This is a genomic window from Paenibacillus dokdonensis (assembly GCF_004916975.1).
GTDB classification, from domain to species: domain Bacteria; phylum Bacillota; class Bacilli; order Paenibacillales; family Paenibacillaceae; genus Paenibacillus_AQ; species Paenibacillus_AQ dokdonensis.
In genome coordinates this window covers 219,342-235,979 of sequence record NZ_STGQ01000002.1, presented here as the reverse complement: position 1 = coordinate 235,979, position 16,638 = coordinate 219,342, and the positions used below count along the sequence as shown (strand labels likewise).

Sequence of the window (16,638 nt, the reverse complement as noted above, 5' to 3'; positions counted from 1 at the left end):
CTATTTATGGCTATAATATTAAAATACGATGTTGGTTGTCCGCCCAGGGCTCACATAATCAACGGACTTTTAGTATTTGGCTTCACAGCATAGATGAGGTGATAGACATGATGGAATGCAGCATTTTGCTTCAGGAAGCAGAAGATTATATAAGAGCATGTTATGCCGAGCTTGGAAAAGCAGAGCAGGAAATTCATAATCGGCTTGCCGATATCAGGAAAGAAATTGATTTGACCGGAACCTACGAGCATACCTTCGAGGAGCTGGAGCATGGGGCGAAAATGGCCTGGCGCAACAGTAACCGCTGTATCGGAAGATTGTTCTGGGATTCCATGGTTGTGCATGATCAGCGGCATTTGGAGCATCCGGATGATATCTGCGCAGCGCTGCTGGATCATATCGGGAAAGCGACGAACAGCGGCAAAGTTATTCCAACCCTGTCGGTATTCAAGCCTGCCGGCCCGGTAAGTAAAGGGGTGCGTATCTGGAACCACCAGTTGGTCCGTTATGCGGGTTATGAGACGGAGAGCGGGATCGTTGGCGATCCCGCTTCTGTGCCGTTTACGGATATTTGCAGAGATATGGGCTGGAGAGGAGAGGGAACGCATTTTGATGTGCTTCCTCTGATTATTCAGTCGGAGGGCCGAGAGCCTGTACTTCTCCCGATCCCTGACCATTTGGTGCTTGAGGTACCGCTGACCCATCCGGATTATCCGGCATTCGGACATCTCGGCCTGCGCTGGTACGCGGTTCCGATCATTTCCGATATGGAAATGGTTATTGGCGGTATTCGTTACGCGGCAGCACCGTTTAATGGCTGGTATATGGCAACAGAGATTGGAGCCCGTAATTTCGCTGACGTGAACCGGTATAATGTTCTGCCGCAGGTTGCCGAGCTGATGGGCTTGTCTACAGCCAGCGAAACCTCGCTTTGGCGGGATCGGGCATTGGTGGAGATGAATATTGCCGTGCTGCATTCCTACAAACAGGCAGGGGTCAGCATGGTGGATCATCATACGGCAGCGGCGCAATTCCAACTGTTTGAGCAGAAGGAAGCCAAATGCGGACGCCCGCTGACGGGCTATTGGAATTGGCTGATTCCGCCGGTATCTCCAGCTACGACCCATATATTTCACCATTCCTATGATAATACGGTTGTGTATCCCAACTTTTTTAAAAGAGAAGAAAGTACAAGCTTCCCTGGACGTTCCTGATTCTCACATGAAAAACTTCGCTTAAATGTGGTTTTAGAAGTTGGAATTGCTTGCTGTCTTGTTGCATTTCTGTCAATTGGCCGTATAATAGCTATAGAATTTTGAATGCAGAGGAGACAAAGAAACAGCGTTGGAGAACTTGAATTTGAATCAGATCGTAGATCAGATGCTGCAGCGTTCGGGCCTTGATATTATAGTAAGATTGGAATCCCGGTTGGAAGGCGGCCGTTTAATCGGCGGTAAATATGGCATGATCTCCAAAACCGTCACGATGTATACGGAGGTCATCGAGGAGCAGTGTCTGCAGATGTTTGGGTCGCTTGAGCAGGTAGAAACTTATTTTGCGGTCGTGCTGGCGCATGAGCTTGGACATGCGGCGGATACCCGTTTGTCGTTCCTCTGCGAAGAGCTGGAAGATGAAGCGATCAGCGCTGAGAGACGGACTAGAGTGGCGCTCCAGATTGAAGAAAATGCCTGGAACTATGCACTGGCTCTGGTTCCTGAAGTCGATGCTGTATTTTTCAGCACGGTCATTGACGAATCGCTGGTTGCTTACCGGATGCAAGCCCAGAAAGCGGCAGCTGTGGCGGCTACGGCATAATCCCTCTGAACCGCCATATGATAAAAATTAAAGGATAGCAAAGCCTATACCGCGATAACCGCGCTGGCTTGTCTATCCCTTTTTGATGCGAACCGGTGCGATCGATCTGCTGAACATCGCAGTCGGCTCATTGCAGGGACTGCGAAGACAAAGAAAAACGTCCCTTCCGGCGGGTATGGCGGTAATGAGGGACGTTTGTTAAGTGTTTTAGAAAATGATGGTGAGTGATGTGCTACTCCGCGGCATTCAGCGGACTGACAATCAGCTCATACTGATTCAGTGTGGAGCCGAGAATGGCATCATTGCCGCCCTGTCCGCGATGAGATTCGCGAAAGGATTCACTGGAGGTCCAGTTGCGGAAGGACGCTTCATCCTGCCAAACCGTGGACACCTTCAATTCTTCGCCTTCAGCTTCCTTGCTTTTGCCGAGCCATACTTCCATCCGGACAAATCCAGGCATTTCATGAACACCTTTCGCATGGGCGAAGCGTTCGGACATCGCCTTTCCGGAGCCTTCTTTGACCCGGATCGTATTCGTAATGACTATCATAAGTTGAATCGCCTCCGCTTGATGAAATGGAATAGACCTTACGTCTTAAAGTCTACTCGTGTCCATCCAGTTTCTCAAGCGGCTCGGTCGCTGGGCCTTCGATCACCGCGCCTTCATAGTTAAACCGTGAGCCATGACATGGACAATCCCAGGTGCGCTCAGCATCATTCCACTCACATTCACAGCCCAGATGGGTACAGGTGGTGTCTACCAGATAGAGGTTGCCCTCCGCATCCTTATAACCTCCGGCCCGTTTACCATCAAGGGTAATGACGCCGCCTTCATCAGGCTGCAGATCCTCGGTACTTCGCTCGACAAGACCGACTTTTCCGGCAACAAGATGTTTGGCCACATCTGCATTTTGAACGACGAAGTTTTTGATGGACGGGTCAGCCTTGAAGCGGGAAGGAGTATAGAGTGTCGTATAAGGATTATCCTTGCCCAGAATCTGATCGGAGAGAATCATACCCGAGAGTGTGCCTTGGGTCATCCCCCATTTGTTAAAGCCTGTCGCGACATAAATGCCTTCATCCCCTGACGTGATTTGCCCGATATATGGGACTTTGTCCAAGGTAACGAGGTCTTGTGCAGACCAGCGGAAAGGAATGCTCTGGATTCCAAACAGCTTGCTTCCAAACTGCTCCAGCTCTTCATAATGGTTATGCGTGCAAATGCCCTGACCGGTTTTATGGTTTTCCCCTCCTGCGAGCACCAGCTCCTCGCCATTCCAAGAGGCCGTACGCAGTGAACGTTTTGGCTTGTCTGCGCTGAGGTAAGTCCCTCCGGCAAACGCGGTTTCCGGCTTGAACGCCACCACATAGGAACGCTCCGCATGAAGACGTGTGAAATACATGCCCCCGCCGTCGAAGAACGGAAAATGGGAAGCGGATACGACATGGCTGCAGCGCACCTTGTGTTTGCCCCGATAGGTGGTGAGCGTGAAGGGCCCGTCTTTTTCCAGTGTGGTAATGGTCGTTTGCTCGAAGATTCGCCCGCCCGCTTTGAGGATCTCATCGACCAGCGGTTTCAGGTAATGCAGCGGATGAAATTGGGCCTGATCCGGCATTTCAATCGCACCGCTGACATTCAGCGGGATGGGCAGCTTGTCTCTCCATTGACCGGGAATACCAAGCTTGATATAGGCATCAAACTCCTTCTGAAGATTTTGAAGCTCATCATCGCTTTCCATATACAAATAAGCACTTTCGGGTTTAAGGTCACAATCGATGTTTAAATCTGACACCGTCTTTTGGATTAAATTCATGGCATCACGGTTCGCCTGGTAATACATTTGTGTCTTTTCCTCGCCGAAATGATTCAGCAGTTCATCGTATAGCATGCCATGCTGAGCGGAAATTTTGGCAGTGGTGTGTCCGGTCGTGCCGTTCAGAATGCTTCCTGCTTCAAGCAAAGCGACCTTGCAGCCTTGGCGTGACAGTAAATAGGCTGTAGTAATGCCGGCAATGCCAGCGCCGACAATCGCGGTATCCACCTGGATATCTTCGTTCAGCCGCGGAAAGGAAAGCAGTTCGGTGGTGGCTCTCCATAAGGACTCGGGAAACTGTGGCAAATGCCGGGAAACGGAATCGGATCGTTGCATCTTGGCGTAGCCTCCTATTAGTATTCATTTTCATTTATTACCATTTATCACCGGAAAGAAACGAAGCCTTTCCATAGAAACCAAGGTTGTTTACAATAATGAAGGAAGAATATTCAAACATGGAGGTTTTGCCTGTGACTATGAATTATCGGAGACTTGGCAAAAGCGGGCTCAAGGTAAGTGAAATCAGCCTTGGCAGCTGGCTTACTTATGGGGGCTACGTTGAACAGGATAACGCGGTCAAGGCCATTCAGACTGCATACGATCTGGGCATCAATTTCTTTGACACGGCCAACGTGTACGAGCGCGGAGCAGCAGAGGAACTTCTGGGAAAAACACTGAAAGCGTATCCACGCGAGTCGTATGTATTGGCAACCAAGGTATTCGGCAAAATGGGTGAAGGTCCCAATGATATGGGGCTGTCACGCAAGCATATTATGGAGCAATGCCATGCGAGCCTGAAGCGGCTTGGACATGATTATATCGATTTGTATTACTGCCACCGTTACCATCCGGAGACACCGATTGAGGAAACGCTGCGTGCGCTGGACGATCTGGTGCGCCAGGGCAAAGTCCTGTATATCGGTGTGAGCATGTGGACCGCAGCCCAGATGGAAGCGTCACTGGGAACGGCTGATCGTTACCTGCTGGACCGGATTGTGGTAAACCAGCCGGTATACAATATGTTCAACCGCAGCATTGAAAAGGAAATTATTCCGCTCGGTGAGGAAAAAGGAATCAGTCAGGTGGTCTATTCACCCTTGGCCCAAGGCCTGCTGACTGGGAAGTATAAGGCGGCGGGAGAAGCACCGGAAGGCAGCCGCGCTGCGAAGCTGAACTGGAAGGAAGGTCAGATCAGTGAAGAGAAAATCGCCAAGGTGCAGGAGCTCAGCGTCATTGCGGACGAGCTCGGCATCAAGATGAGCCAGCTCGCGCTTGCCTGGATTCTGCGCCAGCCGAATGTAGCCAGTGCACTGGTTGGTGCCAGCCGTCCGGAGCAGGTAGCTGAGAATGTGCATGCCTCGGCGGTGGAGCTTTCGGCTGAAGTGCTGGAGCGAATTGAGCAGATTTTGTTATAATAGGTTTCTATGAATTCTAGCCGTCCGTTGATCCGGACGGCTTTTCATGTTCGAAAAATTGGTCCCCCATTGGCGTTATATCGCAGGGAAAGCTATACTTAAAGGTATACCTTTATTACAGGGGGAGAAAGGCATGACATGGCTTAAAATTGACGATGTTGCCAAGGAGACGGGTTTGACGAAGCGGTCGATCCGGTATTACGAGGAAATCGGTCTCATGAAATCACCTGAACGGTCTGATGGAGGCATTCGATTATATACCGAAGAAGACGTTGAGCAGTTGAAAAATATTGTACTCGCGAAAAAGGTACTTGGTTTTTCCCTGCAGGAGATCCAGGAATTTTTGCAAATCCATGATCAGGTCATGAAGCACCGCAGCAATGCTTCTTCCTCCTCGGATGATGCCCTGCGCCAAGCGGAGCTGGAGCATATGGCCGAGGCGGTTAACAAGCAGCTGGAACTGGTAGATTATAAAATTACGGAGATGGCGAAGGTCAGAGAGGAATTGGCTGGTCTCAGCGGCCGGATCACCAAAGCGATGCGCCAATAAAAAAAGGACTAATTAACACAAATTCAAGCGGCAGTTCAGGACATTAGCAAAGATCCCGGACTGCCGCTTGAATTGTTTTCAGCTATCGTTTCCCGTTCATTCAATAAACTTCAGCTAAAGGTTCCGTGATATTTTTACCCTTAACGAATTTTGAAAATAAAAACCGGACAACCGGTCCCACAATGATGACCTGCAGAGGGAAAGCAAAGATGAAATTTCGGAAGACTAGAGAAAAGTAACTTTTAAGCAATGGTTCTCCATTGAGACCGTTAGAGAAATAAGAAGTCATCAAGCCATAAAAAGACATACAGAGAACCATTCCACTCACCATAAAAAATGCCAGGGTTAGGATGACAAATAACTTCTTAGATTTGTCATAGGGTAATGAGAAAGCAATTTTCTTTGCCACTGGACCGACAATAAACAACTCCAATAAAAAAGCAGTAATAAAGACCAGAATAAGCTGGATAAGTATCTCTTTCACCGTTATCGTGCCAAGCAAGCCGTGATTCAATAAATTATAGAATGTCATGAATAGGACCATTCCACAGCACATCATCAACCCAAAATAAAAATTTTCTTTCTTCGTTGTAGGCAACTTTCATCATCCTTTCTGTTTACCTTTTGTCATTATAGAGATCGAGGAATCCTCTTCATAAGTGAACGTTCTGTGAACATTTTAAAAATGAGTGTATTTTTTTACATGCTAAAAAATATAAAAAGCAAAAGCCCGCCCGAAATAAATCGGGGGGGCTTTTTTGGTGTTGTCCTTTTTTGTAGTGTTCCGTACGAACGGACATCTTCTATTCCAAGCCTATCAGCGCTCTACGATGAGGGCCGGGCGCAGCTCCAAAACGCTGGCTGAGCATACTTTATTGCGCCCGCTGTTTTTGGCTTGATACAGCGCCTTGTCCGCCTGTTCTACGAGCGCATTCTCTGTCTCGGTGGCTTCCGTATCTGCCGGATAAGTCGCTGTCCCGATCGAGACGGTAATCCGCAGTTTCTTCTGATTCAAGGCTGGAAGCTTGAAGACATTCGCCTGTACCGCCTTTCGAATCTTTTCTGCAGTTGCTATGGCAAGGGCAGAGGAGCAATTCGGCAGCAGCACAGTGAATTCCTCCCCGCCGTTTCGGGAAACGATGCCCATAGGGCGGGCCTGGGCCAGTAGAATTTTACCGAGATCACGCAGCACCTCATCGCCGGCGGCGTGGCCGTACGTATCATTGACAAGCTTGAAGTGGTCGATGTCAATGGCGAGCAAAGACAGATTTTCCGCGCGCAGCTTTGCTCCGGCCATTTCATTGTGAAGCGACCACTCGAACTGGCGTAAATTGTTCAACTGGGTCAAATGATCGGTAGTGGCCCTTTTTTCCAGCTGGGCAAACAGCACATTGGATGAGTCGATATGCTCGGTGATTACATAGAGAAATAAACAGGCAATAACTGAAATGATCAACTGGGTTGGATAGTACCTCATCACCGTTGTCATATTATCGAGGTTTAAGCTGAGCGTAACGAAAATAACGGCCATGCTAGCCAGATTCATCATATTCATTTTGAACAAACGGGACCGGGAAATCGTGGATATGTAGGCGCATAACAGCCCAACCACCAACATGCCGAGACAAGCAATCAGGGCAGCAGGTGACCAGCCGTAGAGGGCGATTCTGCCGATACCCAGCACGACGCTGCACAGGAGAGCAGGCAACCATCCCATATATACTCCGATGACAACGACCGTCAGATGGCGCATATCCGCGATGACATGTGGTCCAACCGGAAAGCTGTAATTCATCAGAATCATGCCGTACAGGCCAAACAGCAGCCCGGAGTTGATCTTGACGGGTAAGGTCAGGGGACGGGAACCAATCACATATTTTTTGGACAGGACTCCCGAAAAGAAAAGGAATGTCACAAAGATACAAACATTTACGAAGAGACTGCTCAGCATGTCCTTGAAAAACCCTCCACTATCCAAAATCTTGCATCTTGATTCCTATATTAGCGGATTTAATAGAAATTTGTCAGCTTCCAGAGAAAATTTTCATAGAATTTCAAAGAAAGAAAGCTGTTTTTTAAGGTATAGGCCTCTATGCCTATGAAACGGATGATGATAGAATATTTTAAGGGAAATGGATATAAGTTGAAAAAATATTGTGCAATATTCCGATAATATATGAATAAGTACCCAAAAAACTATGTCCATGGTATGATTTTTTTTGGTAACATGCCCCAAATTATTGATGCAGAAAGGAAAATGCCATTGTGAAACGATTGTCTTTCACCATCAAACGGAAATTGTTGATTACTTATCTTATCGTTTTGCTCGTCCCAAGCTTCATGATCGGCATTCTGTCCTATGAATCCGCCAAAAATGCGAATGCTGAGGATATGATGAACAGCGCGCTCGAAAGTACAAAGTCAGCCGATAATATCGTCACCCAGAGCATTCAGGCGAAAATTGATGATATTGCCTATCTGCTGAAGCAGCCTTATCTGGAACGGGCCATAGAAGATCCGATGGGAAAAGGCGCCGAGTTGAAGCTGCAGCTGCGGCGGTATTTGGAAATGAATAAAGATGCCAAAGACATTATTTTAGGCGTGGACGGCGGCTATTTCCTGCGTGCATCCGAGGATCCTCTACCGGAGCAGTATGATGTGACCAAGCAGGATTGGTATATCCGGGCACTCAAGCAGGGCAAGACACCGACCATATCCCCGGTTTTCAAGGCGGCGAATGGTAAAATGGCAGTGTCTATTTCTCAAGCGGCTCCCTCGGGTAAAGGCGTACTTTCCATTGAGCTGAACCTGGACAACATCCGTACACTTACTAATATGAAGCTCGGTAACAAGGGCTATATTTTCATCACAGACCAGGCGAAAAATTATGTGGTTCATCCGAATTACACCGGCCAGAAGGCGGAGGGAGATTATCTCAAACCGCTTTATGCCAGCGCGGAAGGACATTTCTCTTATACGTTTGAAAATGAGAATAAACGCATGGCGTTTACAACGAATAAACTGACGGGCTGGAAAATTGCCGGATCGATGTATGAAGATGAGATTGAGGCATCGGCAGCGGGTATCCGGAATTCAGTGATGATCGTCATGATTATTTCTATCCTGGCGGCGCTCGTTATCATTTTCCTGAATATTCGTTCGATCATCCGCCCGATCACCAAGCTGACACAGGCGACGGAACGAATCAGCCAGGGGGATTTAACCGAAAATATCGATACCTCAAGCAGAGATGAAATCGGCAATCTGAGCCGTCATTTTCAGGTAATGGTAGATAACTTGCGTACAATGATTGTGAATGTTCAGGATATTACCGGTCAGGTCAGCATGTCGGCCAAAGGACTCTCAACAGGTGCAGATCAGACGACCAAAGCAATCGAAAGTGTGACCGAGGCCATTCAGGAGGTTGCAGTCGGAAGCGAGCAGCAGCTTCGGAGTGTGGAGAAGAGCATGGAAAGCATGGATGTCATGTCGATGCAATCTGAAAGCATCCGTAGTCATATGGACGATGCGTCAGCCAAAATGTCACGCACATCCGCATCTGCGGAAGAGGGCCATGCCGCTGTAGTGGACGTTACGGATAAAATTCAGGGCATACATACGACAGTCAGCGATCTGGACGGCGTTGTCGCACATATGAACGAACGCACCAGCCGGATTGGCGAGATCGTCACGATGATGGCTGAAATCGCCAAGCAAACGCATTTGCTTGCGCTGAATGCTTCTATAGAAGCAGCTCGTGCCGGAGAGCATGGCAGAGGCTTCGCTGTGGTTGCCGTAGAGGTCCGCAAGCTTGCAGAACAGTCCGGCAATTCCGCGCAGCGGATTGAGGAACTGGTAGATGGCATGCGTACAGAGATGCAGCGCGTGCTTACTGCAATGGATGATGCCAAGGGCAGAGTATCCGAGGGAATCCAGGCTGTGGATGTCACCGGCAAATCGTTTACCCGTATTCGTAAGGCAGTGGAGGGAGCGGCCGTTGGCATCGCCTCCGCAGCTGAAGCTTCACGCGAGCTTGCCCGCAATGGAGAGAGCGCCATGGAATCCATCCGGAGCATACAGAGTATCTCTGAGATTGCTGCGGATAATACGCAGTCTGTATCCGCCTCAGCGCAGGAGCAGCTTGCATCCATAGAAGAGATTGCCTCTTCCGCGGAGCATCTAAGCCGCCTGGCCGAGCAGCTGCAGGAACTGGTGTCCAAGTTTAAAATTGCGTAAAACGTTTTTGTCGCTTTGAAAACGTCGACGCAGCATGCAACTCACTATTTATAAAATTCAATCTTAAACCAGCAGTGCCAATCCGGTACTGCTGGTTTTTTTATTTTAGGCGTAATAACGTGCTCCACATAATTTATCCAAATATGGCACAAGCTATGGTGAAAACATTCCAAGTAATGGACGGCATACGAGGTGATGAAGACAATGGGTAAACGAAGTATGAATTCTGACCATAAAGCAGAGGCTTTGCCATCCGGCAAGCATCTAGGGCTTCCTTCTCCGTCCTGGGAGAAGCTGTCCATATCGAAAAGCCTGGACCAGAATATTCAAACACTGAAAGATATTTTTAAAGACTGCTCGGATATGATCTACCGAACCATCGAGCTTGCCCCAGACATCAAGGCCTTTGTGGCATATGTGGAAGGGATTGTACTTTCGGAAGAGCTTCAGCTGCATGTGCTGGAACCTATTGTGGAGGGGCTTGTCCGCATCAAAAATTCAGGTCCGGAGGAGCAGATTACCGAGGCATCAGAACTGGAGCCGCTTGAAAACACGCGGGTCTCGCTTTCGCAAGTCATGTCGGCTACGAAATGGATTGACACCGTAGAAGGTATTTTAAACTCCAGTGTAGCGGTTTTCGTGGACGGTCTAAGTGAGGTTCATCTCTTCAACATTAAAGGAGGCATCCGCCGTCCTGTACAGGAGCCGGAAACCGAGTCGGTCATCCGCGGTCCACGCGAAGGCTTTACTGAAATGATCCGTATTAACACGGCGCTGATCCGCTTTAAGATTAAAACGCCGAACCTCAAGATGTCCAGCTTGGTGCTGGGTACGAATACCAAGACAGATATTGTCGTCTCTTATATTGAGGGACTTGCCGATCCCAAGATGGTAGACGATGTGAAGAAACGGCTGAAGGATATTAAAATTGACGGTATTTTGGAGTCGGGTTACATCGAGGAGCTGATTGAAGACCACCCGTATTCCCCCTTCCCGCAGGTACAGTACACAGAGCGCCCGGATAGTGTGGCAGCCCAGCTCCTTGAAGGCAGATGTGCCATTTTCATAGATGGAACGCCATTTGTTCTGGTCGCGCCTATAACTTTCTTTCAGCTGATGCAGGCTACTGAGGATTACTATGAGCGTTTTTTTATCACGAATTTCATCCGGTGGATCCGGTATATATTTCTGTTTATTGCACTGTTTCTGCCCTCACTTTATATCGCGGTGACAACATACCACCAGGACATGCTGCCGTCTACTCTGGTTCTCAGTATTGCGGCGGCAAGGGAAGCAATTCCTTTTCCTGCGCTTGTCGAAGCCTTGATGATGGAAATTTCCTTCGAAGCACTGCGCGAGGCCGGTATCCGTTTGCCGAAGACGGTAGGCCAAGCCGTCAGTATACTTGGAGCGCTAGTGATTGGCCAAGCGGCCGTTCAGGCGGGAATCGTATCGGCACCAATGGTTATCATTGTGTCCATGACAGGGATTGCATCCTTTACGATTCCTCACTATAACCTCGCCATCACCATTCGCCTGCTGCGGTTCCCCCTGATGCTTCTCGCGGGCGTACTTGGGCTGTTTGGCATCATCCTTGGCATTACCTGGGTACTGGTTCATGTGACGCAGCTGACTTCTTTTGGCGTCCCTTATATGTCAGGCGTCAGTCCGTTCCATGGCTCTGACCATAAGGACATATTCGTCCGTGCGCCGTGGTGGAAGATGAACAAACGCCCCACGTGGCTTTCGAAAGAGAATCAAAAGCGGGAAGAGAAGGATATCAACGGAAATCCTAAATTGAACAAGGTATGGTGATGATGCCTCATGAAAAAGACTGTTATCGCAGCTTTGCTGGTGATGACCTCTATAGGACTGGCCGGCTGCTGGGACCGTAAGGAAATCAATGACGTCGCTTTCGTGATCGGATCAGCCGTCGATAAGGAAAAGGATCTGTACCGAAGTACCCTCCAAATCGCTTTGCCGGGAAATTTGGGGGGAGCCGGGAGTGAGGGCGGGGGCGGAGGCACCGAAGGCAGCAAATCCTATTACCTGGAGTCCAAGACGGGTGTTTCGCTGCGTAATTCAAACATGGAAGTCCAGTCAGGGAACTCCCGAACCCTGTCTTTTGCCCACCGTAGGACACTGCTGCTGGGTGAAGATTTTGCACGAGGCGGGATTAGTCCCATGCTGGATCAATTCGCCCGGATTCCTCAAAACAGGCTCTCTTCCCTGGTTGCAGTAACATCCGGACCCGCGTACAAAATTCTGGATGCCGAAGCGCCCATGGAGCAGTTCCCCAGCGAAATGATCCGGGAGCTGATGAATGAATATTCCAAAAGACCCATTTCACTCAAGTACCTGGCCAATGAGCTGCTATCCGATGGAGTGGATGTTTCCCTTCCGTATATTTCGCTGCAGGAAGTAGAACCTGAGGACCTCGCGAAGAACAAGAAAAATATACAAATTACCGGTCTTGCCTTGTTTAAGGGAGATCGATTAGTTGGCATATTGAAGGGACAGGAAGCGAAGATGATGAACCTGGCGCTGAATCAGGCGCCATCTCCGGATATTTTGGTCCCGGGAAGAGACGGGAAGGGAGTTGTTACTGTTAAGTTTATGGAAAATACCGTAAAGTTAAAACCGGTTATTCGTGGTAATAACGTCACCATGTATGTAGATATCCTCGTCAAGGGCTCTGTTATAGAGAACAACACCAATTACACGCTGGGCGGCGGGAGAAACATGGGTATGCTGGAGGATCGTACGAGCAAGGAAGTTGTTACGCAGATCCAATCGGGTATACGTCTGCTGCAGGATCGATATCACTCCGATATTCTGGGTTTTGGACGAACGATTCAGCAAAAAAAACCGAAGGACTGGCAGCGCATCAAGGATCACTGGGAGGAGATATTTCCTACCGTTAAGGTTGTAGTCAATGCCCGAATTCATGTTGAAAATATCGGAGCGGTAGATAAGCCCTTTGGCAGAAAGGATAAGGATATAAAAAAATGATTAGAATTTTGCTGATTTACATCGTGTCGGCTGTGATTATTCTGCTCTTGGACCGCAAAGTGATCCAAAGCCTTCCTAAAATCAACCGCTGGTTTACATATATTATCCTGATCGCGGGCATGTTCATATTCGCTTACAGCCTGCAGGTCAAGCATGTCGTTTATGGATCGGTATGGCTCAGCAGATGGCTCGGCCCATTTGTTCCGTTCTAACCATTTTGCAAGAACCCGATGAAGGAGGGATGTTTGTGCAAAAAATTACTCCACGCCAAATTGTGCTGCTCGGTGTCACCTATGTACTCAATATCACCATGATCAATTTGCCGAGCCAGATCATCATGGTAGCGAAACAACATGCATATATGCCCTATTTGATTGGGGGAGTGATTGTCCTGATTATGCTGTTTTTTCTCACACGAAGCTCACGGCGTTTTCCTGGCCAGGACTTGTTCCAATCCATGGCAAGCCGGTTTCCCGTGATCGGCAGAGTGATTATAATGCTGTATATACTGTTCTTTTTTTTGATTCTGGTTAGAGACATCCGTATCATGACCGATTTTACCAATGTGATTTTGCTGCCGATCACCCCCATATTGATCATAGGCCTATGCATTACAGCAACCGCGATTTACATTGCAAGAGGAGGTGTGAGAACCGTACTCGGCATTACGGAGCTGTATGGACCCATCATGATTTTCGTTATCGTAGCCATGCCCATTATCGTTTTCCGGGACTTCAATTTCCGCTTCATGCAGCCAACTCTCTATGTGGACTGGAAAGGTGTGGCCCATGGAAGCTGGTTATCCTTCTCTTACGTGGGGCAGATTCTGGTTCTGCCGTTTATTTTCTCCAGCAAGGATTACAAGTTTAAATACGGTCTGTATTCCCTGCTGCTGAGCCTTGGTATACTGGTGCTGTTGGTCCTGATGACTTTGCTGCTTTTAGGCGTCCATATTTCCGGAAGAATGATGTATCCCTCTTATGAATTGGTGCGCCAGCTGCGGATTACCGATTTTCTGGACCGATTTGACCTGTTTTTGGTTGCGCTCTGGTATCCGGCGGTTCTGCTTAACCTTGCGATCAGTCTGTATGTTGTCTGCTATGGCTTAAAAACCATACTCTCACAGGTATCCGGGAAAATGATGGCTGCTCCCATTGGGCTGTTTGCATACAGCTGCGCTTTTTGGTTTTATCAGAACTCTATTCAGCTGTTTAATTTCACTCGTGTGTGGACCCTGATCGGGCTGCTTTATATCCTCGTGCTGCCGCTTCTGATCTTTGCGATTCACCGCCCCTCGAAGGCCTGAATATTATGGGACATACCGGGAAGGTATGGTTAGAAAAAAGGGCGCGGAAATGATACAATGTCGTATAAGGGCGGCCTTGATGGTACGGCTCCCCATACGACTTTGGCGTCGTTTTGGGCTATGAAGGGTGATTACATGACAAAGAAACGTAAAAAGCATAACGTATTCCATAAATTTTCCCGGAAACTCAAGTTTAATATGATTAAACTGTTCCGCTCCCCGGGAGGTGTGAGAAAAGTATCTCTCGGCTTTGCGCTCGGGTTCGGGCTGGAGATGATCGTGATCTCGACCGGCTCCTTGGTATATCTGATTTTTTATCCTACCGTCAGACTGGCTGGAGGATCACTCCCCGCCGCGATTATCGGCAACGTGATCGGCAAGCTGACGTTCCTGCCTATTGTTCTTCTTCCTTTTGCAAAAAAAATTGGCGAATGGTTCTTCCCGAAAAAAATGATTGATGTGCCTATGGAGGAGCATGCATGGCGTAATTTGCTGCATGGCGATTTTACGATCTTCAGGCATTTGCTGCAGGGTGGCCTGCATGTGCTGATCGGCATGTCGGTGTTTGGCCTGGTGCTTGGCGTTATTTCATACTTCGTTGTCCAGTATTTCTACAATCAGCGAAAAAAGCATCGTCTTGCGAAAAGAGCAGGCGCATCGCTCTAAAATTCCTTTCACTCTTCCGCGCGGTCAAGTATACTGTTCAAAACAAGACGCGCTCCGGAAGAGGGGGAACGATATGGCGAATCGATTGGCAGGCAGGACGATTGCTTTAACAGGCCCGCGCAAAGCGGGAGATATGGTCAAGATCGTGGAGAAAATGGGCGGTACAGCCTTGATCCGGCCGGCTCAGGGCACCGTATTTCTGGATGATTCCAAGGTTCGAAGCGACCTTGCGGATTGGATCGCGGCGCCGCCGGCATGGACGATTCTGACAACCGGAATGGGGCTGGATGCTTTATTCGGGATTGCGGCCGATATGGGCCTGGAACAGAATTATCTGGAGACGCTGCAGAAATCCTCCATAGCCGCCCGGGGCTACAAGACCGTCAATGCCCTCCGTAAAAGAGGACTTGCTCCGCTTGTCCGCGATGATGACGGCAGCACATCCGGATTAATTCGCAGTCTTGAGGAATACGAGCTTCGAGGAGCGGATGTTGTGCTTCAGCTTCATGGCGATCCGGCACCCCGGCTGGAGGCTTGGCTTGTGGAACAGGGAGCGAAGGTGCGAAAGGTACTGCCGTATCTGCATATTCCACCGGAACCTGAACAGCTTGAGCAGCTTTTGAATGATATTCTCCTGCAAAGAATCGATGCAGCTGCTTTTACGAGCGCACCGCAGATTCGCAATCTGGCGGAGTACGCCCGCAGCCAGGGTCATCTCGAGGACATGGTCCACGCCTTTCAAGGACCGGTTATCGCGGCGGCTGTCGGGAAAATTACCGCTCAGGCTTTGCTGGAAGAAGGCATCATGCGGGTGGTGTATCCTCCGGAAGACGAGCGAATGGGCAGTATGATGGTCGAGCTGGCACGATATTTTCAAACAAAGGATGCGTAACAATTCAATAAAATGGTTATTTTGGTATTGCAACACTAGGGATGCGAAAAGAGCGGCATCTCTTTTTTATTTGCCCCTGATTTTGGATCGATCCAAACGGTTTTATTGGTCTATATATAGTTTCGATTTTATCGTTTTAGTGAGTTATGGAATGGATTCAAGAAGGTTTTTTTTCGGAAATGTGGAATGCTATAGAATAACCATAAAGACACGACCGGTGTGCGCCAAAGAGGAGGAATAGACCGTGTACAACAAAAAAAGCATATTGCTGGGGGACTATACCCACCCCAAATTCCATCCCCTGCAGGGGATTGACGAGCAAATCAGCCATATATTAAACGACGTGATTTCGGTACAGTGCAGCGAGAACAAAAACCTGCTGTTGCTGGAGCATTTGAAACCTTTTGATCTTTGCATCTGTTATTTTGATCTCTGGGATGAGCAGGTGTCGAGGCAGCAAACCTCAGGGCTCCTCTCCTATGTCAGCCAGGGAGGCGGGCTGCTTGTACTCCATAACGGTCTGTCTCTAGGAAACCGGCGTTATGAGCTGGCCCAGCTGATGGGAGGGCGTTTTGACGGAAATGGTCCAATTCAGCCTCTATCCTTCAGAACAAGCGGCGAACATTTTATTACAGAGGGCATCGAGCCATTCGAGCTGGCTGAGGAGCCTTTCCAGATCGAGCTCAGCCCGTTTACGGAAAGAAAGGTGCTGCTGGAATATAAGCTGGGTGATACATGGCATCCTGCGGCTTGGAGGCATAATTACGGACTTGGAAGAGTCGTATTTTTGATGCCGGGTCACCATGAGCCGACCTTCAGGAATCCGCAGATCAGACAGCTTGTTCTGCAGGCAGCCCAATGGGCCGCACATCTGCCGGGCTGATCCGGCCATTTCATATTGGCAAAGATTTCAGGGTATAATAAGGGAAATA

General features: G+C 48.8%; 16 protein-coding genes. 12 read left to right on the top strand and 4 right to left on the bottom strand.

Annotation, left to right across the window (positions count from 1 at the left end; all coding sequences use genetic code 11):
- The first annotated feature begins 107 nt into the window (after positions 1 to 107).
- Positions 108 to 1,214 carry a nitric oxide synthase oxygenase gene (locus E6W40_RS19170; protein ID WP_136607239.1) on the top strand — a complete coding sequence of 369 codons (1,107 nt, stop codon included), beginning with the start codon at positions 108 to 110 and terminating at the stop codon, positions 1,212 to 1,214.
- A gap of 145 nt (positions 1,215 to 1,359) precedes the next feature.
- On the top strand, positions 1,360 to 1,815 hold the full coding sequence (locus E6W40_RS19165) for a hypothetical protein (RefSeq protein ID WP_246073106.1): 456 nt from the start codon (positions 1,360 to 1,362) through the stop codon (positions 1,813 to 1,815).
- Between the two features lie 232 nt (positions 1,816 to 2,047).
- Here E6W40_RS19165 and E6W40_RS19160 read toward each other — a convergent pair whose 3' ends face one another.
- On the bottom strand, positions 2,048 to 2,365 hold the full coding sequence (locus tag E6W40_RS19160; protein WP_136607238.1) for an antibiotic biosynthesis monooxygenase: 318 nt from the start codon (positions 2,363 to 2,365) through the stop codon (positions 2,048 to 2,050).
- A 52-nt stretch (positions 2,366 to 2,417) separates the two neighbouring features.
- The gene (locus tag E6W40_RS19155; RefSeq protein ID WP_136607237.1) at positions 2,418 to 3,965 is read right to left on the bottom strand and encodes an FAD-dependent oxidoreductase; all 1,548 of its coding nucleotides are present in this window, start codon (positions 3,963 to 3,965) and stop codon (positions 2,418 to 2,420) included.
- Between the two features lie 140 nt (positions 3,966 to 4,105).
- Between E6W40_RS19155 and E6W40_RS19150 the strand changes: the two genes are divergently transcribed.
- Both E6W40_RS19150 and E6W40_RS19145 read left to right on the top strand, forming a co-directional pair.
- Positions 4,106 to 5,044, top strand: coding sequence for an aldo/keto reductase family protein (locus tag E6W40_RS19150; RefSeq protein WP_136608148.1), 939 nt, complete (start codon positions 4,106 to 4,108; stop codon positions 5,042 to 5,044).
- A 133-nt stretch (positions 5,045 to 5,177) separates the two neighbouring features.
- Complete coding sequence (locus E6W40_RS19145; protein WP_136607236.1) at positions 5,178 to 5,594, top strand: MerR family transcriptional regulator; 417 nt, start codon at positions 5,178 to 5,180, stop codon at positions 5,592 to 5,594.
- Positions 5,595 to 5,694: 100 nt separating this feature from the next.
- On the opposite strand, the gene E6W40_RS19140 is transcribed toward E6W40_RS19145, so the two are convergent.
- Positions 5,695 to 6,192, bottom strand: coding sequence for a DUF2798 domain-containing protein (locus E6W40_RS19140; RefSeq protein WP_136607235.1), 498 nt, complete (start codon positions 6,190 to 6,192; stop codon positions 5,695 to 5,697).
- A 219-nt stretch (positions 6,193 to 6,411) separates the two neighbouring features.
- Positions 6,412 to 7,545: a GGDEF domain-containing protein gene (locus E6W40_RS19135; protein ID WP_136607234.1), complete on the bottom strand. Its 1,134-nt coding sequence runs from the start codon at positions 7,543 to 7,545 to the stop codon at positions 6,412 to 6,414.
- 314 nt (positions 7,546 to 7,859) lie between these two features.
- Between E6W40_RS19135 and E6W40_RS19130 the strand changes: the two genes are divergently transcribed.
- The 8 genes from E6W40_RS19130 to E6W40_RS19095 all read left to right on the top strand — a co-directional run bounded on the left by E6W40_RS19130 (position 7,860) and on the right by E6W40_RS19095 (position 16,589).
- The gene (locus E6W40_RS19130) at positions 7,860 to 9,830 is read left to right on the top strand and encodes a methyl-accepting chemotaxis protein (protein ID WP_136607233.1); all 1,971 of its coding nucleotides are present in this window, start codon (positions 7,860 to 7,862) and stop codon (positions 9,828 to 9,830) included.
- 219 nt (positions 9,831 to 10,049) lie between these two features.
- On the top strand, positions 10,050 to 11,645 hold the full coding sequence (locus E6W40_RS19125) for a spore germination protein (protein WP_136608147.1): 1,596 nt from the start codon (positions 10,050 to 10,052) through the stop codon (positions 11,643 to 11,645).
- 9 nt (positions 11,646 to 11,654) lie between these two features.
- Entirely contained in the window at positions 11,655 to 12,842 is a 1,188-nt protein-coding gene (locus tag E6W40_RS19120) for a Ger(x)C family spore germination protein (RefSeq protein WP_136607232.1), read from the top strand.
- A complete protein-coding gene (locus E6W40_RS19115) occupies positions 12,839 to 13,054 on the top strand; it encodes a hypothetical protein (RefSeq protein WP_136607231.1) in 216 nt (71 codons plus the stop codon). Before E6W40_RS19120 ends, E6W40_RS19115 begins: the two co-directional genes overlap by 4 nt.
- A 35-nt stretch (positions 13,055 to 13,089) precedes the next feature.
- Positions 13,090 to 14,148, top strand: a complete 1,059-nt coding sequence (locus E6W40_RS19110) for a GerAB/ArcD/ProY family transporter (protein WP_168928985.1) — start codon at positions 13,090 to 13,092, stop codon at positions 14,146 to 14,148.
- 135 nt (positions 14,149 to 14,283) lie between these two features.
- Positions 14,284 to 14,814 carry a DUF2062 domain-containing protein gene (locus tag E6W40_RS19105; protein ID WP_136608146.1) on the top strand — a complete coding sequence of 177 codons (531 nt, stop codon included), beginning with the start codon at positions 14,284 to 14,286 and terminating at the stop codon, positions 14,812 to 14,814.
- Positions 14,815 to 14,887: 73 nt separating this feature from the next.
- Positions 14,888 to 15,706: a uroporphyrinogen-III synthase gene (locus E6W40_RS19100; protein ID WP_136607229.1), complete on the top strand. Its 819-nt coding sequence runs from the start codon at positions 14,888 to 14,890 to the stop codon at positions 15,704 to 15,706.
- Between the two features lie 244 nt (positions 15,707 to 15,950).
- Complete coding sequence (locus tag E6W40_RS19095) at positions 15,951 to 16,589, top strand: ThuA domain-containing protein (RefSeq protein ID WP_136607228.1); 639 nt, start codon at positions 15,951 to 15,953, stop codon at positions 16,587 to 16,589.
- The last annotated feature ends 49 nt before the right edge of the window (positions 16,590 to 16,638 follow it).

What these genes read in the sequence shown, in the direction of transcription:
- E6W40_RS19135 (WP_136607234.1), bottom strand. Translation starts at nt 7,545, where the DNA reads ATGCTGAGCAGTCTCTTCGTAAATGTTTGTATCTTTGTGACATTCCTT.
- E6W40_RS19105 (WP_136608146.1), top strand. Translation starts at nt 14,284, where the DNA reads ATGACAAAGAAACGTAAAAAGCATAACGTATTCCATAAATTTTCCCGG.
- E6W40_RS19100 (WP_136607229.1), top strand. Translation starts at nt 14,888, where the DNA reads ATGGCGAATCGATTGGCAGGCAGGACGATTGCTTTAACAGGCCCGCGC.
- E6W40_RS19120 (WP_136607232.1), top strand. Translation starts at nt 11,655, where the DNA reads ATGAAAAAGACTGTTATCGCAGCTTTGCTGGTGATGACCTCTATAGGA.
- E6W40_RS19115 (WP_136607231.1), top strand. Translation starts at nt 12,839, where the DNA reads ATGATTAGAATTTTGCTGATTTACATCGTGTCGGCTGTGATTATTCTG.
- E6W40_RS19145 (WP_136607236.1), top strand. Translation starts at nt 5,178, where the DNA reads ATGACATGGCTTAAAATTGACGATGTTGCCAAGGAGACGGGTTTGACG.
- E6W40_RS19160 (WP_136607238.1), bottom strand. Translation starts at nt 2,365, where the DNA reads ATGATAGTCATTACGAATACGATCCGGGTCAAAGAAGGCTCCGGAAAG.
- E6W40_RS19170 (WP_136607239.1), top strand. Translation starts at nt 108, where the DNA reads ATGATGGAATGCAGCATTTTGCTTCAGGAAGCAGAAGATTATATAAGA.
- E6W40_RS19155 (WP_136607237.1), bottom strand. Translation starts at nt 3,965, where the DNA reads ATGCAACGATCCGATTCCGTTTCCCGGCATTTGCCACAGTTTCCCGAG.
- E6W40_RS19150 (WP_136608148.1), top strand. Translation starts at nt 4,106, where the DNA reads ATGAATTATCGGAGACTTGGCAAAAGCGGGCTCAAGGTAAGTGAAATC.
- E6W40_RS19125 (WP_136608147.1), top strand. Translation starts at nt 10,050, where the DNA reads ATGAATTCTGACCATAAAGCAGAGGCTTTGCCATCCGGCAAGCATCTA.